21 protein-coding genes are annotated in these 23,564 nt (G+C 57.0%); 6 read left to right on the top strand and 15 right to left on the bottom strand.

The genetic code is table 11. From position 1 onward, the window contains the following. The first annotated feature begins 127 nt into the window (after positions 1-127). Positions 128-1,099, top strand: coding sequence for a GlxA family transcriptional regulator (locus tag LKE13_RS12980; protein ID WP_227951799.1), 972 nt, complete (start codon positions 128-130; stop codon positions 1,097-1,099). Here the strand turns inward: LKE13_RS12980 and LKE13_RS12975 are convergent. The 8 genes from LKE13_RS12975 to LKE13_RS12940 form a co-directional block, all read right to left on the bottom strand. After that, the gene (locus LKE13_RS12975) at positions 1,096-3,138 is read right to left on the bottom strand and encodes an ASKHA domain-containing protein (RefSeq protein WP_227951798.1); all 2,043 of its coding nucleotides are present in this window, start codon (positions 3,136-3,138) and stop codon (positions 1,096-1,098) included. The genes LKE13_RS12980 and LKE13_RS12975 overlap by 4 nt on opposite strands. Continuing rightward, positions 3,131-4,033, bottom strand: coding sequence for a methyltetrahydrofolate cobalamin methyltransferase (locus tag LKE13_RS12970; RefSeq protein ID WP_227951797.1), 903 nt, complete (start codon positions 4,031-4,033; stop codon positions 3,131-3,133). The genes LKE13_RS12975 and LKE13_RS12970 overlap by 8 nt, the downstream gene beginning before the upstream one ends. A gap of 91 nt (positions 4,034-4,124) precedes the next feature. After that, on the bottom strand, positions 4,125-5,216 hold the full coding sequence (locus LKE13_RS12965; RefSeq protein ID WP_227951796.1) for a methylenetetrahydrofolate reductase: 1,092 nt from the start codon (positions 5,214-5,216) through the stop codon (positions 4,125-4,127). A 1-nt stretch (position 5,217) separates the two neighbouring features. Beyond that, the gene (locus LKE13_RS12960) at positions 5,218-5,751 is read right to left on the bottom strand and encodes a methylenetetrahydrofolate reductase C-terminal domain-containing protein (RefSeq protein WP_227951795.1); all 534 of its coding nucleotides are present in this window, start codon (positions 5,749-5,751) and stop codon (positions 5,218-5,220) included. Next, complete coding sequence (locus LKE13_RS12955; RefSeq protein WP_227951794.1) at positions 5,751-6,053, bottom strand: virulence factor; 303 nt, start codon at positions 6,051-6,053, stop codon at positions 5,751-5,753. Before LKE13_RS12955 ends, LKE13_RS12960 begins: the two co-directional genes overlap by 1 nt. A 4-nt stretch (positions 6,054-6,057) precedes the next feature. Beyond that, complete coding sequence (locus LKE13_RS12950; protein WP_227951793.1) at positions 6,058-6,657, bottom strand: DUF1638 domain-containing protein; 600 nt, start codon at positions 6,655-6,657, stop codon at positions 6,058-6,060. Between the two features lie 23 nt (positions 6,658-6,680). Next, a complete protein-coding gene (locus LKE13_RS12945) occupies positions 6,681-7,367 on the bottom strand; it encodes a corrinoid protein (protein ID WP_227951792.1) in 687 nt (228 codons plus the stop codon). Between the two features lie 143 nt (positions 7,368-7,510). Continuing rightward, entirely contained in the window at positions 7,511-9,949 is a 2,439-nt protein-coding gene (locus LKE13_RS12940) for a GcvT family protein (RefSeq protein WP_227951791.1), read from the bottom strand. A gap of 277 nt (positions 9,950-10,226) precedes the next feature. Between LKE13_RS12940 and LKE13_RS12935 the strand changes: the two genes are divergently transcribed. Further along, entirely contained in the window at positions 10,227-11,765 is a 1,539-nt protein-coding gene (locus LKE13_RS12935; protein ID WP_227951790.1) for a trimethylamine methyltransferase family protein, read from the top strand. Here the strand turns inward: LKE13_RS12935 and hutC are convergent. Next, positions 11,762-12,496, bottom strand: a complete 735-nt coding sequence (hutC, locus tag LKE13_RS12930) for a histidine utilization repressor (RefSeq protein ID WP_227951789.1) — start codon at positions 12,494-12,496, stop codon at positions 11,762-11,764. The two genes, LKE13_RS12935 and hutC, sit on opposite strands and share 4 nt — an antisense overlap. Before the next feature lie 14 nt (positions 12,497-12,510). Further along, positions 12,511-13,881, bottom strand: a complete 1,371-nt coding sequence (locus LKE13_RS12925) for a formimidoylglutamate deiminase (RefSeq protein WP_227951788.1) — start codon at positions 13,879-13,881, stop codon at positions 12,511-12,513. 58 nt (positions 13,882-13,939) lie between these two features. On the opposite strand from LKE13_RS12925, the gene hutI reads away from it, so the two are divergent. From hutI to hutU, 4 genes are read left to right on the top strand one after another with little or no spacing between them, the layout of a single operon-like run. Further along, positions 13,940-15,154, top strand: coding sequence for an imidazolonepropionase (hutI, locus tag LKE13_RS12920; RefSeq protein ID WP_227951787.1), 1,215 nt, complete (start codon positions 13,940-13,942; stop codon positions 15,152-15,154). Next, complete coding sequence (hutH, locus tag LKE13_RS12915; protein WP_227951786.1) at positions 15,151-16,698, top strand: histidine ammonia-lyase; 1,548 nt, start codon at positions 15,151-15,153, stop codon at positions 16,696-16,698. The genes hutI and hutH overlap by 4 nt, the downstream gene beginning before the upstream one ends. A gap of 1 nt (position 16,699) precedes the next feature. Continuing rightward, positions 16,700-17,509 carry an N-formylglutamate deformylase gene (gene hutG, locus LKE13_RS12910; protein ID WP_227951785.1) on the top strand — a complete coding sequence of 270 codons (810 nt, stop codon included), beginning with the start codon at positions 16,700-16,702 and terminating at the stop codon, positions 17,507-17,509. Positions 17,510-17,521: 12 nt separating this feature from the next. Further along, positions 17,522-19,195: a urocanate hydratase gene (gene hutU, locus LKE13_RS12905; RefSeq protein ID WP_227951784.1), complete on the top strand. Its 1,674-nt coding sequence runs from the start codon at positions 17,522-17,524 to the stop codon at positions 19,193-19,195. On the opposite strand, the gene LKE13_RS12900 is transcribed toward hutU, so the two are convergent. The 5 genes from LKE13_RS12900 to LKE13_RS12880 all read right to left on the bottom strand — a co-directional run bounded on the left by LKE13_RS12900 (position 19,192) and on the right by LKE13_RS12880 (position 23,563). Continuing rightward, positions 19,192-20,109 carry an SDR family NAD(P)-dependent oxidoreductase gene (locus tag LKE13_RS12900; RefSeq protein WP_227951783.1) on the bottom strand — a complete coding sequence of 306 codons (918 nt, stop codon included), beginning with the start codon at positions 20,107-20,109 and terminating at the stop codon, positions 19,192-19,194. The genes hutU and LKE13_RS12900 overlap by 4 nt on opposite strands. Before the next feature lie 36 nt (positions 20,110-20,145). Then, a complete protein-coding gene (locus LKE13_RS12895) occupies positions 20,146-20,613 on the bottom strand; it encodes a MaoC family dehydratase (protein WP_227951782.1) in 468 nt (155 codons plus the stop codon). 105 nt (positions 20,614-20,718) lie between these two features. Further along, entirely contained in the window at positions 20,719-21,369 is a 651-nt protein-coding gene (locus LKE13_RS12890) for a class II aldolase/adducin family protein (RefSeq protein ID WP_227951781.1), read from the bottom strand. A 14-nt stretch (positions 21,370-21,383) separates the two neighbouring features. Continuing rightward, positions 21,384-22,928, bottom strand: a complete 1,545-nt coding sequence (locus LKE13_RS12885) for an alkaline phosphatase family protein (RefSeq protein WP_227951780.1) — start codon at positions 22,926-22,928, stop codon at positions 21,384-21,386. Next, on the bottom strand, positions 22,928-23,563 hold the full coding sequence (locus LKE13_RS12880; protein ID WP_227951779.1) for a membrane integrity-associated transporter subunit PqiC: 636 nt from the start codon (positions 23,561-23,563) through the stop codon (positions 22,928-22,930). Before LKE13_RS12880 ends, LKE13_RS12885 begins: the two co-directional genes overlap by 1 nt. Position 23,564: the final 1 nt, after the last annotated feature.

Raw genomic sequence — 23,564 nt, 5'->3', positions numbered from 1 at the left:
TTAATTCACGCAAAAGGCGGCGGATACGTCGCCTTTTTGGCGGAACATATCAAAAATTGTTTGTCTTTTATCGAATCTGAATTAGCGTTTAGATCCTGATGGAATAAATTTGCTGGAAGTCACGAATTTGGACAGTGAAACGGAGGCCACGGGCGCAAAGCATAGAATTGGTTTTTGTTTGCTGCCCGAATTTTCATCGCTTGCATTCATCTCAGCCGTTGAACCGCTTCGGCTGGCCAATCGCCTCAGCAACGAAACCATCTACAGCTGGGAATGCTTTTCCATCGATGGCAAGCCGGCCGTCAGCTCCGCCGGAATTGAATTTTCCGTGCAGGGAAGCATCTCTGATATGCCCGCGCTACCCACCGTATTCACCTGCGGCGGGGTCAATATCCAGAAGCACACGGAACCGCAAATCATTTCGACCTTGCGGCGGCTCTCATCCCACGGCTCTAGCCTCGGCGCCATATGTACAGGGCCGCATGTGCTGGCGAAAGCCGGACTGTTAAAAGGCTATCGCTGCACCATCCATTGGGAGAATTTGTCGGGCTTTATAGAGGATTTTCCCGAACTCGATATCACCTCTGAACTCTTTGAGATTGACCGAAACCGCTACACTTGCGCCGGCGGCACGGCCTCCCTCGATATGATGCTGAGCCTGATCGCGAATCAAATCAGCCAGGAACTGGCCCTCGGTGTCGCTGATCAGTTGATCTATCACCGTATCCGAGAGGGAACGGAGCGCCAACGGATGGAGCTGCGGGCTCGCCTCGGCATCTCCCACCCCAAACTGCTGGCCGCCATTGCTTGCATGGAAGACAATCTGGAAGAACCGTTGAGTTGCAGTGATCTAGCCACCAATGTCGGCCTCTCCACCCGGCAGCTTGAAAGACTGTTCCAGAAATATCTCGATTATTCGCCGACCCGCTACTATCTCGGTCTACGGCTCGACCGGGCGCGCTATCTCCTGACACAGACCAGTCTGCCGATTATCGAGGTGGCGCTTGCCTGTGGCTTTGTCTCAGCCTCGCATTTCTCAAAATGCCACCGCGAACATTTTGGCCGCACCCCGAGTGATGAGCGGCGCGTCCGCCATTAATCAGCGTCTACCCGGTTCCGACGTCGACGGCGGCGTCCTCCTTCCGATGACGTATCGGAGAGAACTTTGGGTGCAGGCATTTTGACAGCCTTCGATAGCTCCGGATAGGACGCTGTTTTATGGGGTATGGCCATGGCTTCCACGAAATACTGCTGGAATTTTGGCTCGACGGCGGTTTCGATTTTCTCAACCGTTTTCACCAGTTCCTCAATCTCATCCCGCGCCGCATTGTTTAGAAGTGCGATGCGCGCACCAACACCCGCCGCATTGCCGACGGCCTGAACTTCGCTCAAATCGCAATCGGGAATCATGCCGAGCACCATGGCATATTTAGTGTCGATATGGCTGCCGAACGCGCCGGTGAGTTGGATGCGGTCCACCTTCTCCAGATCAAGACGGTCCATCAGCAGCTTCGCCCCTGCATAGAGAGCCGCCTTCGCCAGCTGGATCGCTCGAACGTCCGTCTGGTATATTTTGATCTCGCTCTCACCGTCGCGGATGACATAGGAAAAAGTCCGACCATCAGCGACCACACGCGGGCTTTTCGCTGACATGGATCCGTCAATCACGCCATCGCTGCTTAAAATGCCCGCGAGATACATCTCCGCCATCACCTCAATGATGCCGGAACCGCAAATGCCGGTAATCCCGATTTTCTTCGTCGCTTCCTCAAACCCCGGCTCATTCGACCAGAGATCGGAACCGATCACCTTGAAGCGCGGCTCCAATGTTTCAGGATCGATGCGAACGCGTTCAATTGCGCCTGCCGCCGCCCGCTGGCCACAGGAAATCTGCGCGCCCTCAAACGCCGGACCGGTTGGCGATGAGGCGGCCAGCAATCGCTCGTTATTGCCCAACACAATCTCCGCATTGGTACCGACATCAATAATAAGGGTCATCTGCTCCTGCAAATACGGAGCCTCCGACAGAATGACCGCCGCCGTATCAGCCCCTACATGTCCCGCGATACAGGGCAGGAAATAGGCACGACAATCGGGGTTGGAAATCATGCCGACCTCGCTCGCCCAGACGATCATGCCCGAATTGGTGGCCAGTGCAAATGGCGCACCGCCGAGTTCTGTCGGATCAATCCCGAGCAGTAGATGGTGCATGATCGGGTTGCCGACAAAAACCGCGTTCAGGATATCGTCCGGATCAACCTTCGCCTCGTTTGTTACCTCCGCGATCAGGTCATTGATGCCGCCGCGCACCGCTTCCGTCAGCAGGAGTTCCCCGCCCGGGTTCATCATTACATACGAGACCCGACTCATCAGGTCTTCGCCATAACGGATCTGCGGGTTCATCATTCCTGCCGAGGCAATCACTGCCCCGGTGGAGAGATCACAAAGATGCATGGCGATGGTGGTGGAGCCAACATCGACGGCGATACCATAAGCATGACTGTTGAAACCGGGCCAGATTTTTGTGATCCGCGTGCCGCGATGCACGGCAACCGTAACGTTCCAGTTCCCCGCCCGCAATGTCTTTTGCAGGGTCTGCAAGGTCCGGATATCACATTCCAGATCATCAAGATCCCATTGCTGCTTCAATGCAGCGCAAAGCCTCTCAAAATCGCCGGTGGGATTATGCATATCCGGTTCCAGCACCTGCACAAAATGCAGCCGGATCGCCGGGTCCATCTCGATCTTGCGATCATCCACCTGTTTGACAACGACCTGCTTATGCACCTGGCTGGTGGCAGGCACATCGATGACTGCGTCACCCAGAAGCTGCGCCTGACAACTGAGGCGACGCCCCTCCTTCAGCTTGCGGCGCCCCTTGTAATTTTCTTCAACCTCGTTGAAAGGAGAGAGCGAATCTTCCCGGCTGGTCACCCCATGCTTGGAAAAGCGGCCTACGGTCAAATCTACCTGACAACGGCCGCAAATCCCGCGTCCACCGCACACACTGTCGATATCTACCCCGAGAAGACGCGCAGCCTCCAACACCGGCGTTCCATGGGGAAAGCGCCCTCGCTTGCCCGACGGCATGAAAGCGATCAGATGGGTTTCCTCTTTTCCCAGCGACCGATCAGGCATTGCGTCTCCGTCGACGACTGGCACGACGGGCCTCCTCGCTGCCTTCGGCGGCGGGTTCACGGAATGTCTTGATCCATTTCACGCAGTTCGGATCATGCCCCATGACCACATTCGCCCCCTTGATGGCCGCCATCTCCGGTTCGTGCAGCGGATTGGTAATGGCGGACGTCATGCCCGCGCCGATCGCCATGGAAAGGAATGCCGCGTTCATGCCGTGGCGGTTGGGCAGGCCGAAACTGAAGTTGGACGCGCCGCAGGTCGTATTGACTTTCAGCTCCTCGCGCAGGCGACGGACCAGCGACATCACCTGCCGCCCTGCATCATTGAGTGCCCCCACCGGCATCACCAGCGGGTCAACCACGACATCGGAGGCCGGAATGCCGTAATCCTGCGCCCGCTCGACAATCTTCTTGGCAACCGCAAAACGGACGTTCGGGTCTTCTGAAATACCGGTTTCATCATTGGAGATGGCAACGACCGCCGCGCCATATTTCTTGACCAGCGGAAGAACCGTTTCCAGCCGATCTTCCTCGCCGGTAACGGAGTTTACGAGCGGCTTGCCCTGATACACGGCAAGGCCTGCCTCCAGCGCGGCAACGATGGAACTGTCAATGGAGAGCGGTACGTCGGTCAGGCTCTGCACCAACTGGATCGCCTCCGCCAGAATGCGTGGCTCATCAGCGAGTGGAATTCCCGCATTTACATCCAGCATTTGGGCTCCGGCGGCAACCTGCGCCAGCGCATCCGATTCCACGCGGCTGTAGTCCCCATTCTTCATTTCCTCGGCAAGGAGCTTGCGACCGGTCGGGTTGATACGCTCCCCGATAATCACGAAAGGGCGTTCAAACCCGATGATAACTTCCCGAGTCGCTGAGGAAATAAGGGTATCCGTCATGCTGCCATACCTTCAATAAACGGGGCTTTCGCCAATTGTCACTCACATTCATTAAACGGCAGAACCGCTAATTCTCTTGTTCAGGAACGACTTAGTGTTCCTCAAAAGCGGCAGCGACCGCCTCCTCTGGATCAATGGGATGTTCAAACTGATCCTTGGCGGTTTCAAAGGCCTCGGTGACTGCCTCGAAATCCGGATTACTTTCGCGCGTCCAAGGCCGGCGGCCCTTCAATATACCGGATTCATGGACAATTTCCGCGACCAGTTCTTCCTGCCGATAGGCCATGACATGTGCGCCAGAGACCCCCGTCATCTCCCGCACCTGCTGGAGCATCTCGATACAGATTTTCTTGCCTTCCAGCTTTTGATCTGCCGCGCCTTCCAGCCGGTCGATAATTGAATCCGGAATATGGATGCCCGGCACATTGCTCCGGATCCATTTGGCGGCCCGCGCGGAGGCCAAAGGCCCAACCCCGATCAGGATATAGCATTGCTCATCCAGCCCTAAATCACGCACCTGATCCATATAACGTTCCAGCATGGGTGCATCGAAACAGTATTGCGACTGCACGAACTGCGCCCCGGCCTCAAATTTTTTTGCAAGGCGCAAGGGCCGGAAGTCGTAAGGTGGCGCGAATGGATTAATCGCCGCGCCCAAAAATACCTGCGGCGGAGAGGTGATCTTGCGCCCGGACAAGAACCGCCCCTCATCACGCATCAGGCGAATGGTCCGGAGCAGCGACATGCAATCCAGATCAAAGACCGGCTTGGCGCCGGGCTGGTCCCCCGCCTGCACCCCGTCGCCGGTAAGACACAGGATATTGTTCACCCCCATCGCCGCCGCACCGAGCACATTTCCCTGAATGGCAATGCGGTTATGATCGCGGCAGGAAATCTGCATGATCGGGGAATAGCCGACACGGGTCAGAAGCGCGCAGATTCCGACGGAGGACATATGGCAATTGGCGCCAGATCCATCCGTCGCATTGATCCCGTCCACCCAGCCATCAAAAACTGCGCCGCGATCAAAAACCTCGTTAGGATCCGCGCTGTCAGGCGGGTTAAGCTCGGCCGTGACCGCAAATTCACCGGCGCGCAGCACCCGTTCCAGCCGCCCGCGGGAAGTATGACCCGGCAGCGGCGGCAGAGGTGAGCTTATGTCGTGGGGCGCAGGCGTACTCATGTCAAACAGCCTCTGCCTTCTGCGCATCTTTCTCCTCCGCAGATTGGGCAGTTGCCCGCAGCCAGGCGGAGGAACCGCGGTAGGAATGATCGACCGGCGGCTGGACATGCAGGATGTTATCTCCCGCCCGCATATTCCGGCTGCCCTTCCAGGCCTGAACCCAGACGCAGGGCATGTCCGGCTCCACCTCGCAATTGCCGTTCGCCCTCACCCCGCCGCACGGACCGTTGCGCAGGGATTTCGGGCAATTCATCGGGCAGGACATGCCGGTATCGCTGAGCACGCATTGCCCGCACATCCGGCAGTCGAAAAGAAAGCTCTTCACTGTCTTCTCAATCAGCACCACCGGCTTTTCCGCACGCTTGTAGCCAACGAACTTCCAGAACGGGTGCAGTTTCAGAAAAACACCCGCCAGAAGCTTGTAGATTCGCTCCAGCCCACGGGAATGGCGCACGGACCATAGCCGCACCGAGTAAAAGGCGCGTGAGCGGGGAACGGGACTGCGGCTTGCGGGTTGATAAGCGGGTTTCGGCATCAACCCTCCTTCCGGCCGCCGGAGACAACCAGCGCCCGGAGCGCGGCGTCATCATACGTCGTCTCCAGCGAGTTTGCGCATGCTTCCGCCGCGGCCTGAAGATCACCCTCAACGCTTTCGGGGTCGCCCTTGCGCCAACCCTCGAGATAGGCATCGCTGTCATGGGATTTGTCGCGCATGGCGGCCATATCAATCGCCTCCTGAAACCGGTCGGAAAGCAGGATCTTGGCGTTCTGTCGCCCCTGCTTGACTACGACCTGGGACGGAATATCGCGCCAATACAGAATGGAAAGTTGCGCCATCGCCTTACCCCGCCTTCTGGTTCAGAAAATCGCCAATGCCGGATAATCCGGTGAACCGATACTCGTAACGCAGGGAGAGACGATCCGCCGCCGCGCGCGCCTTTTCCTGAAGGTCTTTATTTTCAATTTGAGAGAGGTAGAGCAGCTTTTCATAGTTACCAAAATAAAGCGGTAACAGCTCCGGGTGCTTGTCAATGCCGAGCCCCTCGATGATCAGCCGGTCGAAATGCCGGGCGAGAAAGTCCGTTAGATAAAAGGTGGCGGGTTCCGCATCGGCAATTGCCGCAAACGCCGTCGCACCGGTATAGAATTCATAGCAATGAGCGCCGGCAATCCGCTCAACGCCCTCCTCTTTCAGCACCTTATCGAGCCCGCCGCCCGTCCCGCAATCGCCATAGAGGGCGAGAATCTGGTCGAACCGGTCGCGATTTTCATGGATCTTTTTCCGCATTGCCTCGGGGATCAGGGCCGGCCGGTTATGCAGCTTGGCCGGCAGGCAGGTCACCTCCATATGATCCCAGCCATTTGCCCGGATCACGGCGAAACATTCCTCTGCCAGCGCGCCGCAGGCGATTAAAAGCGTTTTCCCCGGCGCAGCTGTCATATCACGCTCCTCCGGTCATGACGTCAGGCCGCGCGGCGTTCGGCGACCATTTTCTGGGCAATTTCCACAGTCATGGCTGCATCCCGGCCATAGGCATCGGCCCCGACGCTTTCGGCAAACTCCTCATTCAGCGGCGCGCCGCCGACCATGACAATATAATCGTCGCGGATGCCCTTTTCCTTCATCGTGTCGATGACGACCTTCATATAGGGCATGGTGGTGGTCAGCAGCGCCGACATGCCGATGATGTCGGGTTTATGTTCCTCCAGCGCCTCAAGATATTTCTCGACCGGATTATTGATGCCGAGATCCACCACCTCGAAGCCCGCACCTTCCATCATCATGATGACAAGGTTCTTGCCAATGTCGTGGATATCGCCCTTGACCGTGCCGATGACCATCTTTCCGGCCTTTGGCGCACCGGTTTCAGCGAGCAGCGGTTTCAGGATCGCCATGCCCGCCTTCATCGAGTTGGCGGCCAGCAGCACTTCCGGCACGAACAGGATGCCGTCCCGGAAATCAATGCCGACAATTCGCATCCCTTCAACGAGAGCCTCAGTCAGAACCCTGTAAGGCTCCCAGCCGCGCCCCAGAAGGATGTTCACCCCCTCGCAAATCTCATCCGCCAGTCCGTCATACAGATCATCATGCATCTGTTCGACGAGTTCCCCGTCATCCAGGGCCGAGAGGTCAATATCATCATCTTCCATCGAAATCTCCACAGACTAATAAAAACGCGCTCTGCTCTATCGAAAAAGTGTCATATAAGCGGCCGCGCAAAACTATTCCCGCGCAGACATGGAATAATTTTCCTGCGACACTTTTGTCGAAATCGGAACAAAGCCTCCGATTTTCAGGCCCTCAACCGTTCATTTTCAGGGTCAAAGATCGATTCATCAATGACGGTCGCGGGATAACGCTCCCCGAGGATTTCAATCTCCAACTTGGTGCCAATAGCCTCCATCCCGGCCTTGATATACCCTTGCGCCAGGCTCTTCTTAACCCAGTGGCCATAGGCTCCTGCTGTCGCCCGGCCAACAATATTTCCGCTTGTATCGTAGAGGGGCTCATTGCCCAGCGGATCGGCATCCGTGATTCCGTCCACCTCAAGGCAGACAAAGGATTGGGGCACGCCCTCTTCCTTCTGCCTGATCAACGCGTCCCGGCCGATGAAATCGCCCTTGTCGAGATGGACGAAGCGCTCCAGCCCGGCCTCAAACACGGAATATTCACGGGTCAGGTCCTGCCCCCACATGCGGTAGTTTTTCTCCATCCGCAGGCTGTCCATGGCGCGCATGCCGCACATGCCGAGACCGAATTCCTCCCCCGCCGCGACAATCGCATCATAGATATGGTTCTGATACTCAATCGGGTGATGCAGCTCCCAGCCGAGGTCGCCGACAAAATTAACGCGAAGGGCCCGGCAAGGCGCCAGACCGACGGTGATATGCTGTCCGGTCAGCCATTTAAAGCCATTGTTGGAAAGGTCGGCATCGGTGATTTTGCGAAGGATATCGCGGGATTTCGGCCCCGCCAGCACCAGCACCCCATGTGCCGTTGTGACGTTATCGAGGCGGACCGAGCCGTCATCCGGTAAATGCTTCAGCAGATAATCATGATCAAATCGTTCCGCCGCTCCGGAACTGACCAGATAGAACGCTTCCGGCCCGTCTCGCATGATGGTGAATTCGGAGCGAATACCGCCCCGCTTGTTCAGCGCATGAGAGAGGTTAATACGCCCGACGCCTTTCGGCAGCTTGCGACAGACAAGCCGGTCGAGATAGGCCTCCGCTCCCGGTCCTGTCACCTCGAATTTCGAGAAGCTGGTGATATCGATTAGTCCGGCGTTTGTTCGCATGTTCTTCACTTCATTACCCACATGCTCGAAATAGTTGGAACGCCGGAAGCTCCATTGATCCTTCGGCTCCACCCCTTCCGGCGCAAACCAGTTGGGCCGTTCCCAGCCATAACGTTGGCCGAACACTGCCCCGCGCGCCGCCATCCGGTCATGACAGGGGCTCATCTTGAGTGGCCGACCGGCTCCACGCTCCTCATCGGGATAATGAATAACGAAGACATGCTCATAGCATTCCTCATTCTTGATCTTGGTATAGGGCTTGGTGGCATAGGCACCGAAGCGGCGCGGGTCGACATCCATCATGTCGATGCCGGGCTCGCCCTCGGTGATCCATTCGGCGAGCTGCCAGCCGGAACCGCCCGCCGCCGTCACGCCGAAGCTATGGCCTTCGTTGATCCAGAAATTTTTAAGGCCCCAGGCCGGGCCGATCATCGGGCTGCCGTCGGGGGTATAGGCGATGGGGCCGTTGACGATATCCTTGATCCCCGCATCGGCAAAGGTCGGCACGCGCTTGATCGCCGCCTCCACATGCGGCATGAGCCGTTCGAGATCGCCGGGGAACAGATCCTGCCCGAAGGTATCCGGGACGCCATCAACGAAACAGGCGGGTGCGCCCTTCTCATATGGACCGAGGATATAGCCCTGCCGTTCCTCCCGCAGGTAATAAGACGCGTCACTCTCTCGCAGGACGGCCATTTCCGGCAAGCCGGCCTTCTTGCGCTCGATCAGCTCCGGCACTTCGTCGGTGACAATATACTGATGCTCCACGGGGATGACCGGAATATCAAGCCCGACCATGGAGAGCGTCTGGCGGGCGTAGTTGCCGGTGCAGCTGACCACATGCTCGGCGGTGATATCGCCCTTGTTGGTGCGAACCAGCCATTCGCCGTTCTTCTGCTGCTCAATGGAGAGGACTTCTGTATGGCGGTTGATCTCGGCGCCGCCATTGCGTGCGCCGATCGCCATGGCGTTGGTCACATCCACCGGCGCGATATGGCCGTCATCGGGATGATAGAGCGCCCCGACCAGCCCATCGACATCGGAAAGCGGCCAGAGTTCCTTCACCTGTTTCGGCGTGATGATCTCATAAGGCACGCCAATGGTGTTCGCGGTTCCGCAGTATTTGAGATATTCATCCATGCGTTCCTTGTTTGTCGCAAGGCGGAGATTGCCGGTGACATGGAAGCTGACATTCTGTCCGGTCTCGGCCTCCAGCCTTTTATAGAGGTCAACACTGTATTTATGGATCTGCCCGACGGCATAGCTCATGTTGAAAAGCGGGAGGAGCCCCGCCGCATGCCAGGTCGATCCGGCGGTGAGTTCCGTCCGTTCCAGCAGGACCACATCGGACCACCCCTTCTTGGTCAGATGATAAAGTGTACTGACCCCGACAACGCCGCCGCCAATGACAACTACCCGCGCATGTGATTTCATTTTGTCCGTCCCCTTTGCCCTGCAGCATGCCCGAGAGGCATAGATTTTCCCTCCGTCCACCGTGGCGATTGCGCTTTTAAATCGCTAACGGGTCTCCGACGCTCCCTGTTCCTTAGCCGTCATGCCTGTCACCCGCCTCGACGTCCCCTTCGGCGACTGTTCTATATTCGCCAGAGAAATCAGGAAAAAGACGCCCACTGGCTAGTCCGCCCTTGGATATCCGATTTAATTTCATGAAAGACGCGCTTCTGTCTGGTGAGACAAGCTGGAGGAAATCATGAGTGCAAGAGAAGGTCGCAGCAATCGGAGAGGGCGCGATGCCCGCCGTGAGGCACGGGCGAGCAACAACGCCCGTCATATCCCCTATATCAAGCGGAATATCCCCGTTACCAACCTCACCAGCAATGAGGCACTTGAGATTATCGAGGCGAATGCCGACACGATCCTGGAAGAAATCGGCCTTGAATTCCGCGATGACCCGGAATCGCTGGCGCTCTGGAAATCCGTCGGGGCGGATGTGCAGGGTGCACGCGTGCATTTCCCGAAAGGCCTCTGCCAGCAGCTTCTCAAAACCGCACCGGCCGAGTTTACCCAATATGCCCGCAACCCCGCAAACAATGTCCAGATCGGCGGGAACAATACGGTGCTGGCGCCGGTCTACGGCCCGCCCTTTGTGCATGATCTCGACAAGGGTCGCCGCTATGGCACGATCAAGGATTTCGAGAATTTCGTAAAGCTCGCCTATATGGCACCCGCCATGCATCATTCCGGCGGCACGGTTTGCGAGCCGGTCGACCTGCCCGTCAACAAGCGGCATTTCGACATGGTCTACAGCCATATCAAATATTCCGACAAACCCTTCATGGGATCGGTCACCGCGCCGGAACGGGCGCAGGATAGCATCGATATGGCGTCCCTCGTCTTCGGGGAGGAGTTCGTGCAGAACAACTGCGTGATGCTGAACCTGATCAACGCTAACTCGCCCATGACTTTTGACGCAACCATGCTTGGCGCCCTCAAGACCTACGCCGCGAACAATCAGGCCTGCGTCGTCTCTCCCTTTATCCTCTCGGGCGCCATGAGCCCGGTTTCGGGTGCCGGCACCCTGTCCCAGCTACTCGCGGAGGCTTTGGCTGGCTGCGCCCTCACGCAAATCATCAAGCCGGGCACCCCGGTCATTTTCGGCACATTCGTCAGTTCCATCTCCATGCAGTCGGGCGCGCCAACCTTCGGCACCCCGGAAAGCAGTCTCGTGTTGAACGGGGCGGCGGAACTTTCGCGGCGGTTGAACCTGCCGTTCCGCTCCGGCGGATCCTTCACAGCCTCCAAGCTGCCGGACGCGCAGGCCGCCTATGAGAGTGCGCAAACGCTGCTGATGACGCTTCTTTCCGGGGTAAACTTCTCGCTCCATGCGGCGGGCTGGCTGGAAGGCGGGCTCTGTTCATCCTACGAGAAATTCGTCATGGATATTGACCAGTGCGCAATGATGGAAGTGTTGGCGCGCGGCATTGATGTCTCTGAAAATGGTCAGGCTATGGATGCGGTGCGTGAGGTTGGGCCGGGTGGCCATTTCCTCGGCTGCGCCCATACGCAGGCGAATTTCGAGGATGCCTTCTACCGGTCCCGCACCGCCGACAACAACTCGGTCGAACAATGGCAGGCGGACGGCTCCAAGGACACGGCCACGCGCGCCAACGCTATCTGGAAGCAGATGCTCGCCGACTATCAGGCGCCCGCCCTCGATCAGGGCATTGATGAGGCGTTGCAGGAGTTCATGGCGAAGCGAAAGGCCTCCTTCGCGGATTCGAATGTCTAGCGATCGGCCGTAAAGGCCCCGCCAAAGGCAAAGCGGCTGCCCGGATGATAGAGCCGGACCGTGGTGATCATCTGCTCCCCGGCGTAGGTATGCCGCTCCAACGTAAGAACTGGTTCGTTCTCCTCCAGCTGCAGCAGGCGTTTTTGCTCGTCCGTCGGGATATCGGCACTGATGCGGTGGTCGGCATGGCTGTAGGGCATGGTGCGGATCAGGAAGCCGCTTGGTGTCTCGTCTGAAAAATCCTGCTCGATAAAGGCCGGAACAAGGGACGGATTGACATAGCGTTCCTCCAGTTCCACAGGTACGCCATTCTCCGAATGCAACATCAGGCAGTGAAAAAGGCGCTCCCCCTGCCCGGCCATCAGTTCCCTTAACTCGATCGACACGGTAATTTCTTTCAGGCTTAGGAGTTCCGCGCTATGCTTCCCACCACGGTTGGCAATTTCCGCCGCAATATTGCGGATTTCCAGAAGGCCGGATTCCAGCTTGCTCGGCGCGACAAAGGTGCCGGAGCCCTGCCGCCGCGCCAGAACCCCCTCCTGCGTCAATTCCCGAAGCGCCCGGTTAATGGTCATGCGGGAGGCTTTCAACTCCTCAACCAGGGCATGTTCCGTTGGGATCCTGTCGCCCTCGCGCCACTCTCCCGTCCCAATCTTGTGAAGAATCAGGTCCTTGATCTGCTGATAGAGCGGGCCGGAAGTATTTATTCTGAGGTCATTAATGTTATTCACTACGCTGTCCAAATCTAGTGTCCGGCCGCCAGCTCCGTTATCACACGTCGGAAGCGATGGGTGATTGCCTCCTCCTCCGCATGGTGGCGATCCTTGATCACCAGCTTGCCGTTGACCGCGACATCCTTTACCACAGAGTTATCGCCGGCGAACAGCCAGCTATCGAGAATTTTCCGCGCCGGCTTGCCAAGAAGCGCCGGGTGATCCCCGTCGAGAAGAACGAAATTGGCGTAACCACCGACCTGCAGACCTTCCTTCCCCGGACGGCCAAGCGCCTGATGCCCGCCGGAGAGCGCCGCTGAAAAAATCCGCGCACCGGTCGAGTGTAATTCATCGCCAAGGACATTGCGCTGCTCTTTCAAAAGGCGCTGCCCATATTCCAGCAGCCGGACCTCCTCCGCGAGGGAAATATAGATATTGCTGTCCGACCCGAGCGCGATCCGCCCGCCATCTTCCAGAAACTCTCCTGCCGGGAAAATGCCGTCACCGAGATTTGCCTCCGTGATCGGGCATAGCCCCGCAACCACCCCGGACTGCACGATGCCCCGTCGCTCCGTTTCCGTGATATGGGTGGCATGAATGAGGCACCAGCGATCATCAAGATGCATATTTTCGGCCAGCCATTCGACGGGCCGTGCACCTGACCAGTCAAGGCAATCCGCGACCTCTTTCTGCTGTTCGGCGATATGTATATGACAAGGCATGTTCTTTGGGATTCCGGCGAGGAGGGTTTGCAGCAAGGCCGGATCCACCGCGCGCAGCGAGTGCGGCGCAACACCAACCAGAGTGGAATCACTTCCCTGCGACCGGTCCTGCAAGCGTTGCACGAGAACGAGAAATTCATCTCCCTCCATAATAAAGCGGCGCTGATGATCCTGCGGTGCCTCTCCCCCGAAACCACCGTATCGATACAACACGGGGAGCAAAGTAAGACCAATCCCCGTCCGCTCCGCCGCCGCAAGAATTCTACCACTCATCTCCGTGGGATCAGCGTACGCCGTGCCATCCCTGTCATGATGCAGGTAGTGAAACTCCCCGACCGAGGTGAACCCCGCCTTCAGCATTTCAAGATATAGCTGCGCGGCAATTATCTCCAGCTGCTCCGGCGTGATCGTGCGCAGGAAACCATACATGACCTGACGCCAGCTCCAGAAGCTATCCGCCGCCGGTCCCGCTGCTTCCGCAAGGCCCGCCATCGCGCGCTGAAACGCATGGGAATGTACATTGGCGATGCCCGGCACCGCATATCCCCGATGGATTACTTCCGCTTCCTTCGCGGTTCCGTCTCCTATAGCGAGAATTTCCCCGCTTTCGGAGATATCAAGGAACTGATTTCGCTGCCAACCGTTAGATAACAGTATTTCGTCAAAAAAATGCTTGATCATAAGAGAAATCTTATCATAATAATTTGTATATACAAATTTAAAATGGGGCATGGGAGAAATGGCGATAGCGACTTGCGACAGACTTTTCATCAATGCACATCTTGCCGCCATGACACCCGGTGGCGAGCCCTATGGCGCGATTGACGCCGATGCCCTCGCCGTGACGGGTGACAGGATCAGCTGGCTCGGCCTTGCGGAAGACGGCCTGCCCGACGCCCCCGAGGTAATCGATCTCGAGGGCCGCTGGATCACCCCGGGCCTGATCGATTGCCACACCCATCTTGTCTATGCTGGCAATCGCGCCCAGGAATTCGAGATGTCGCTGAATGGCGCGACCTATGAGGAAATCGCCGCGCAGGGCGGCGGTATTCTCTCCACCGTCAAGGCGACACGAGAGGCCAGCGAGAGCGATCTCGCCGCTGAAAGCCAGCCACGTCTGCAAGCCATGATCGATGCCGGCGTGACGACAGTGGAAATCAAATCAGGCTACGGCCTCGATCTGGAAGACGAAGTCAAGATGCTGGAGGTCGCCAAGCAACTCGGTGAGATCAATCCGGTCCGGGTTCTCAAGACATTTCTCGGCGCCCATGCGCTGCCACCGGAATTCGCGGGCGACAGCGACGGCTATATGGCGAAGGTTATTCACGAAATGCTGCCGACCATTCACGCGCTCGGCCTTGTCGACGCTATCGACGCCTTCTGCGAGAAAATCGCCTTTTCCGAGGACCAGGTGCGCCAGCTTTTCAAGGCTGCCGACAGGATGAACATTCCGGTCAAGATCCATGCGGAGCAGCTCAGCAATCAGCGCGGGGCGGAACTCGCCGCGCATTTCAAGGCGCTCTCCGCCGATCATCTGGAATATATTGACGAAAAGGGGGTGGTGGAAATGGCGAAGGCAGGCACCGTTGCGGTGATCCTTCCCGGCGCCTTTTATTACCTTCGTGAGACACAAAAGCCACCGATTGAACTGTTCCGCGAATACGACGTACCAATGGCGCTCGCCACCGACTGCAATCCCGGTTCTTCCCCGACGACGAACCCGCAGTTGATGATGAATATGGCCGCCGTACTTTTCCGCCTGACACCGGAGGAGGCCCTTGCCGGTTTTACGCGCAACGCCGCGAAGGCGCTCGGCTTAAGCAAGGAGATCGGTACGCTCGAAGTCGGAAAGCTGGCCGACCTTGCCGTCTGGGATATCGAGCATCCATCAGAACTCACACAATCCATTGGCTCTAACCCGCTCCATTCGCGGTATTTTGGAGGTCATCTATGAACACCGATCCGACACACATGGTCCTCTCGCCAGGTCATCTCACCTTGGATGAACTTCGTTTGATTTATGAAGGGGAGCGCACTCTCTCTCTTGATCCCGCTTGCCGGGATGCCGTGGAGGCGAGCGCGGCAACGGTTAAGAATATCGTCGATGAAAACCGCACTGTGTATGGCATCAATACCGGCTTCGGCCGCCTCGCGCAGGAGATAATCCCGAAAGACAAGCTGGAGGCGTTACAGAAAAATCTCGTCCTTTCCCATTCCACTGGCGTTGGCCCTCTCCTGAATGACAATATCGTCCGACTTGTCTTGGCGATGAAAGCCGCGAGTCTCGCGCGCGGATTTTCGGGTGTGCGCATGACGGTGATTGAAGCCTTGATGACTTTTTTGGAGCATCGAATCTATCCCTGCATCCCGTCAAAAGGCTCTGTTGGTGCGTCCGGTGACCTTGCCCCCCTGGCCCATATGACAGCAGCTCTGATGGGCATCGGCGATGTCCGGTTTAATGGAGAAATCGTACCCGCCGATGCCACCTTGAAGGCCTTGATGATTCCGCCGCTCACCCTCGGTCCAAAGGAAGGCCTCGCGCTCCTGAACGGGACTCAGGTCTCCGCCGCGCTTGCGCTTGCGGGTCTGTTCGAAGGCGAAAAGCTCCTCGCAGCCGCTACACTTGCGGGCAGTCTGTCGTTGGACGCAGCGCAAGGCACTGATGCGCCCTTCGATACCCGCATTCACGCGGCGCGCGGGCAGATTGGGCAGATGGAAATGGCAGCGAGTTACCGCGCCCTGATCGAGGGAAGCGAAATTCGCAAGTCCCACGAAGAATGCGAAAAGGTGCAGGACCCTTATTGCCTGCGCTGCCAGCCTCAAGTGATGGGCGCTTGCCTTGATCAGATGCGCCATGCTGCGAGCGTCCTGATTATAGAGGCAAATGCCGTATCTGATAATCCACTTGTCTTTGTTGAAACCGGCGAAGTCATTTCGGGTGGTAATTTCCATGCCGAACCAGTGGCCTTTGCCGCCGACAATCTCGCGCTCGCCATTGCCGAAATTGGTTCCATGTCGGAACGACGCATCGCCATGCTGGTCGATACCTCGATCAGCGGCTTGCCAGCTTTTCTGGTGACCAGCGCCGGGATTAATTCCGGCTTCATGATTGCCCATGTGACAGCCGCCGCACTCGCCAGCGAGAACAAGCAGCAGGCTTTTCCCGCCTCAGTCGACAGCATTCCGACCTCCGCCAATCAGGAAGATCATGTCAGCATGGCGACGCATGGCGCGCGGCGAACGCTACGTATGGCGGAGAATACGGCGGCGATCGTCGGGATTGAGCTTCTGGCGGCAACACAGGGGATTGAGCTACGCAGCCCGCTAAAAACCTCGGCCCCGCTTGAAAAGCTTCATGCGGAAATTCGTAAAATCGTTGATCCTTACGAGGAAGACCGGTTCTTTTCCCCGGACATCGAAGCCGCAAAAAAACTGGTGATGAGCGGCACTCTTAGAAAGCAGTTCGCCGACTTCCTTCCCGATACACTGGAGAGTTAATATGCAAGGCGACGTATTTACATTAACGCGGGGATCATCCCCTCTTCTCCTAAGTCAGCCGCATGCAGGGCTCGACGTTCCCGCATCGATCGAGCGACGCCTGACGGAGGCGGCAAAGGCCCTGCCCGATACAGACTGGCATATCCACCGCCTCTATCAACCGATGGCGAAAGAACTCGACGCCACGGTTTTAACGGCTCGTTTCTCCCGTTACGTCATCGACCTGAACCGTGATCCCGACGGGGCGCCACTCTATCCAGGACAGAGCGTCACGGAACTTTGCCCGACAACCCTGTTTGATAACAGCAAGTTATATCAGGACGGGCTGGAGCCGGACATCGAGGAAATCGAGACACGGCGCGGAGTCTTCTGGCAGCCCTATCATGACGTCCTGACGGAGGAAATCGAGCGGATCAAGGCTATCCATGGCTATGTGCTGCTCTATGACTGCCATTCCATCCGCTCTGTCATCCCGCGCTTTTTTGACGGTCGTCTGCCGTCCCTGAATATCGGCACGGGGGACGGGATATCCGCAGATGCGGATCTCACGGAATCCGTTGAGAATATTGCTGCTGCGTCCCCCTATAGCCACGCGCTCAACGGACGGTTCAAGGGCGGCTATATCACGCGCCATTACGGTGACCCGACAACCAACATCCATGCACTGCAAATGGAGCTCGCGCAGGAAGATTACATGCAGGAAGAGACGCCCTTTTCTTATCTGCCGGAGAAGGCAGCGGCACTTCAACCCACTCTCAAACTGATACTGGAGACCATGCTCGACTTCGGGCGGAACCGCGTCGTTACATAAAGGAATGGCATCATGACGAACCGACGAGACAACAGCCGTGTGATTAAGGCCCCGACGGGCCCGAAACTTTCCTGCAAGAGCTGGCTAACCGAGGCACCACTTCGCATGCTGATGAACAATCTCGACCCTGATGTCGCGGAGAACCCGGCGGAGCTGGTGGTTTACGGCGGGATTGGCCGTGCGGCGCGCAACTGGGACTGCTTTGACCAGATACAGCGATCCTTACGCGATCTCAACACGGACGAAACTCTGCTGGTCCAGTCGGGCAAGGCCGTCGGCATCTTCAAGACCCATGAGAATGCACCCCGTGTCCTGATTGCCAACTCCAACCTCGTGCCGCATTGGGCCAACTGGGACCATTTCAACGAGCTCGATAAAAAGGGCCTGATGATGTATGGCCAGATGACAGCAGGGTCCTGGATCTATATCGGCAGTCAGGGCATTGTGCAGGGCACCTATGAGACCTTTGCCGAAGCCGGGCGACAGCATTTTGGCGGCGACATGTCGGGTAAATGGATCCTGACCGGTGGCCTTGGCGGCATGGGTGGCGCGCAGCCTCTGGCCGCGACCATGGCCGGTGCCTCTATGCTCGCCGTTGAATGCCGTCCGAGCAGTATCGATTTCCGCCTGCGTTCAGGTTATCTCGATGAAAAAGCCGTGAGCCTGCCCGAGGCTCTTGCCATCATCCGCGATGCCAATGAACGCGGAAAGCCTGTCTCCGTCGGGTTGCTTGGCAACGCCGCAGATATCTTCCCGGAGATTCTCGAAGGCGAGATGCTGCCTGATCTCGTGACCGACCAGACCTCTGCCCATGATCCGGTCAATGGCTACCTGCCGCAGGGCTGGACCCTCGCTCAGTGGGAGCAGATGCGGGAAAATGATCCCAAGTCCGTCGAGATTGCGGCGCGCAAATCCATGGCGGTGCAGGTGCGGGCGATGCTGGAATTCCAGGAGCGCGGAATCCCGACTGTTGATTACGGCAATAACATCCGTCAGGTCGCGCTGGAGGAAGGGGTCGACAGCGCCTTCAATTTCCCGGGTTTTGTTCCCGCCTATATCCGCCCTCTCTTCTGCCGGGGTATCGGGCCGTTCCGCTGGGCCGCGCTTTCCGGTGACCCTGAGGATATCTTCAAGACCGACACCAAGGTGAAGGAGCTGATCCCCGATGATGCCCATCTGCATAACTGGCTCGACATGGCGAAGGAACGGATCAAGTTTCAGGGGCTTCCCTCCCGCATCTGCTGGGTTGGGCTGGGACAGCGCCATCGCCTCGGCCTCGCCTTTAACGAAATGGTGCGAACGGGGGAGCTTTCCGCCCCCATCGTGATTGGCCGCGATCATCTGGATTCAGGATCAGTTGCCAGCCCCAATCGGGAGACGGAGGGGATGAAGGACGGATCGGATGCGGTTTCTGACTGGCCCCTCCTGAATGCATTGCTTAATACAGCAAGCGGCGCGACATGGGTCAGCCTGCATCACGGCGGCGGGGTCGGGATGGGATTTTCCCAGCATGCCGGGATGGTGATCGTCTGTGATGGCACAAAAGAGGCGGACGAACGGATCGCCCGCGTTCTCTTCAATGATCCGGCGACGGGCGTGATGCGCCACGCCGACGCCGGTTATGAGGAGGCCATAGAATGCGCGAGGGAGAATAACCTCAATCTCCCGTTTTTGAACCGGACCTAGATCTTGATACCGAGGCCGTTCGCGGCCTTGGTCAGCATGTTGGTCGTCTGGTCATTGCCGCTGGTATATTCGGCCTGCGTTGCCGCATCGGCAATTTCCGCCCAGTTTTCAGCAATTTTCTCGGGCGTGCGGTCTTCCTCGGGAAGCCATTTGCCGCCTGTCTCATAGACGATGGTGCGCGCATAGGTGCCCGCGCCCGCCGTGATGATCGTGCGGTTGGGGCTGTCGTCGGAAACGATGTAGAGGAGTGCCGGAGTCACGGATTCCGGCGTCAACAGTTCCAGAAGATTTTCAGGAATGATATCCTCGGTCATACGGGTCGCGGCGCAGGGCGAGAGCGCATTTACCTTGATGCCGTATTTCGCGCCCTCGATCACCAGCGTATTCATCAGGCCGATAACGCCCATCTTCGCCGCGCCATAGTTGGTCTGGCCAAAGTTGCCGTAAAGCCCACTCGATGAAGTGGTCATGGCAATGCGGCCATAATTCTGCTCCCGCATGATGCCCCAGACCGCCTTCGAGCAGTTGACTGAACCCATCAGATGGACATCCAGAACAAAGGAGAAGTCATCCAGTTCGACGTTGGAGAAGGATTTATCGCGCAGAACGCCCGCATTATTCACCAGAATATCCACACGGCCCCATTTATCCATGGCCTCCGCCACCAACGCCTCGACCTGGGCCATATCGGTAACGTTCGCGCCGTTGGCAATCGCCTCGCCACCCGCCGCCTCAATCTCGGCCACAACAGCCTTCGCCGCATCGGATGAGCCGCCACTACCGTCGACGGCACCGCCCAGATCATTGACGACCACTTTCGCACCGCGCGCCGCAAGCTGCAACGCATGGCTCTTGCCCAGTCCGTTTCCGGCGCCAGTAACAATAGCCACCCTGTCATCAAACCGAATGCTCATCTTCTCTCCTTAACGTTCTGATTTTACGGATAGTTCTTATTCGCCGACGAAAGTCATTCCCAACCATTCAACAATCAGGGCCGGCTTACCCGAACCCTTGATTTCCACGGTTATCTCAGTTTTGGTGAGATATTGTCCCGGGCGTTTCTCGTCGATGCTGAGAACCTTGGCAGTGACACGAATTTCGCTATCCACTTTGACCGGCTGCAAGAAACGCAATTTATCAATGCCATAGTTGATGCCCATCTGGACATTCTCGATCTTAGGCTGGATTTTCGGCACAAGACCCGCCAGCAGTGACAGGGTCAGAAATCCATGGGCGATAGTTGAGCCGAACGGTGTCTCCTTGACGGCGCGCTCCGGATCCACATGAATGAACTGGAAATCATCGGTTGCCTCGGCGAATTTGTTGATCCGGTCCTGATCGACCTTGAACCACTCCCCCGGTCCATACACAGTGCCGACAGAATTCAGAAAATCGGTTTTGGATAGTGTCATTGTCATTATTGTTTTCCTCCAAATCAGTTTTAGATGAATTTTTTAGCCAATTTTCTGCCGCCGCGATAGCCCCTATCGTCCGATGGCTTTATTTACTGTGGGGATTTCCGCTCACTCATTTCCCTTTGGCATGCCATAGCCTTTTTTGAATTGTTCTTTTACGGCATCCATCTCCGCATCACTCAGAAGGATGGGATCGCCGATCTGGAGAATGCGCCAAAATGTGTCGCATAAAGTCTCTACCTCGACCGCGAGTGAGAGCGCCCGTGCGAGGCTTTCTCCTCCCGCGAGCAGCCCATGATTGGCAAGCAAGCAGGCCTTACGACCTTCAATCGCCTTCAACGCATTATCGGAAAGTTCCTGAGTGCCGAATGTCGCGTAGTCAGCGCAGCGGATTGTGTTCCCACCTGCAACCGCGATCATATAATGAAAAGGCGGCAGATCCATGCGCTGACAGGCGAGCGTCATGGCGGCTTTGCCGTGGGTATGGACAATTGCACCGAAGTCCGACCGGGAATTGAGAAGATCCTGATGAAAGCGCCACTCGCTGGAGGGTTTGCGTTTTCCCTTCGCCTCACCTTCAAAAGACATCTCGACGATATCGTCGGGCTCCAGATCTTCATAAGCCATGCCTGACGGAGTAACCAGATAGCCGCCCTCAACACGAACACTGGCATTGCCGGACGTGCCTTGATTGATGCCAAGCCCGTTCATCTCTCGCACCGTGGCTATCAGTTCTTTTCGTTCCGCGAGATTTCTCATATTGTCCCCGCCAATCAATATAGCCTATGGCCGACGAGACCGTCGTCCGATGCGCTCAAATTCACCAGTTCCCCATACTCATATCGCATCCGCCAGGAGAGAAGCTCCTGTACGCAATTGAGCACAATGCCTTGATAGTCCGGATCTTCTGCCAGATTGCGCGTTTCGTCCGGATCGTTTTTCATGTCGAACAATAGCGGCGGCAAGGCCGCAAAATGCACATACTTAAACTCCGCATCCCGATGGACAAGCAGGTTGCACTCCGCCGATGAGATATTGAGCAGTTTTTCTGGCATTCCGGTCACCGGATCACGAAAATCATAAAGCCAATGCACCGCTTTACGCCAGTTCTCGGGCATTTCACCACGCATAAAGGGCATGAGCGAATGGCCGTCGCATTGGCGCGGAATCGGGAGATCGAGCCCGTCCAGTATTGTCGGCATCAGATCGACGGATTCAGTGAATTCGCTCACCTGCCGCCCGGTGGCAACGTCCCAGCTTTTCGGTGGTTTAATAATCAGCGGGATGTGGAAGCTCTCATCATAAAAGCCGATTTTTCCCCATAGATAATGATCCCCCAGCTGTTCCCCATGATCGGATGTCACGACTATCATTGTCTCATCATAGCGACCCTGCTCTTTCAGCGTCGTGATAATGCGGCCGAGATTATGATCCGCCTCAGTGATCAGCGCCTGATAGGTCGCGCGGATCTGCGCCACGGCGGCATCATCGAGATCCACGGCACGCCCCTCACCTTCCATGAAAAAGGCATCCTGCGGGATTGCTTCATACATCAGGGCAATGGCGGGATGCAGGCTTCGCATTTCATCACGCGTCGCGGCCTTTACTGGCTTCACCATATCTACCGGATCATACATGTCATGATATTCCGGTGGGGAGATAAAGGGCGGATGCGGCCGCAAAAAGGAAAGATGGTGAAAGAATGGCGTATCGGGATCACTTTTCAGGCCATCGATTAACCTGTCCGCAAGCCAATGCGTCTCGCTATCCTCGGCCTTGAACCGGCTCGGCGCGGAGAGAGGATGACGGCCGGGTGGGAGTTTATAGTCCGGGTCGGGATGATAGATCGCATAGCCCGGTCCCGGAATATCATAGCCCTTCGTTGCTAGATATTCGAGCCAAGGGATATTGTTTGCAGGAAGTTGCTGCCCCACCGTGAAGCCCGGCATCACCCCTTCATAGGTCAGGAAAGCCTCGTGATCCTCCCCCAGCAGCCGTGGATCCGGCGTTGTATCCGTATAACCCCAAAGAGTTGGATCATATCCCCCATTTCGAACTTCCAATGCGATATTGGTCAGGCTGTGATTGAGCGGCGTGCCATTGCGGATGGAGCGGTGATTACTCGGGTACATGCCCGTCAGAAAGGTCGTCCGCGACGGGCCGCAGGGCGCGATGCAGGTATAGTGGTTGAGGAAGGTAACGCCATCACCCACCAGCGCGTCTAGATTGGGTGTCTTCACGGTCGCGTTCCCGGTTGCCGCGAGATGATCTGCGCGCCACTGATCGAGAGTGACGAAAAGAACATTCGTTTTTGTCATCAGGACAATTTAAATCCGTTAAGGGATGTTGCAATATCTTGTGAGAATTCTACCAAAAGCTGGCTCACCGCCTTGGCATAGCTGTTGTAATCACCGACCGTGGCAGCAGTCTCGTAAATTTTCGCCTGCCGCGAAAGAACTTTGTTGTCATAAAGCGCCTTGATATGCCAACGCACGGACAGGCGCGCCATCCCTGCCCCTGTCTCGGTGATATCAATGACATTAACCGCAACCTGAAGGGATTGCTTGTCCGGGCGAAAATCCGCCGGGTAGGAAAAGACTTTTTCTTCCCCGATCAAGGTCGCGACATTACTGGTCAACACCCGTTTGATCGCATCACCCAAAGGTTCCGCCCAGTGATCGAAGTCGGACACATTGATCGCGGCTCCGCTGCCGAAGGTGACAATCTGCGGCCGATCCGCATAACCCGGAATCTGCACTGGCCCAATACCAACTGTAGTTCCTTCCGCCAGCGTAACGGTTGTTCCTTTCGTATCCAACTGGGTAGCAGTTTGCAGAATATAGAAATTGGTCGGGTCCGATCCCGGCAGCCCACTGCACGCGCTAAGCGGTAGTGCAACCAGCAGGAGGAAAACGAAGTTTTGCCCAAACGGGCGCAGACTAGGCAAGGTCATA

Source organism: Sneathiella sp. HT1-7, from assembly GCF_020731145.1.
Lineage (GTDB): Bacteria > Pseudomonadota > Alphaproteobacteria > Sneathiellales > Sneathiellaceae > Sneathiella.
This window is presented reverse-complemented; position numbering and strand designations above follow the sequence as displayed.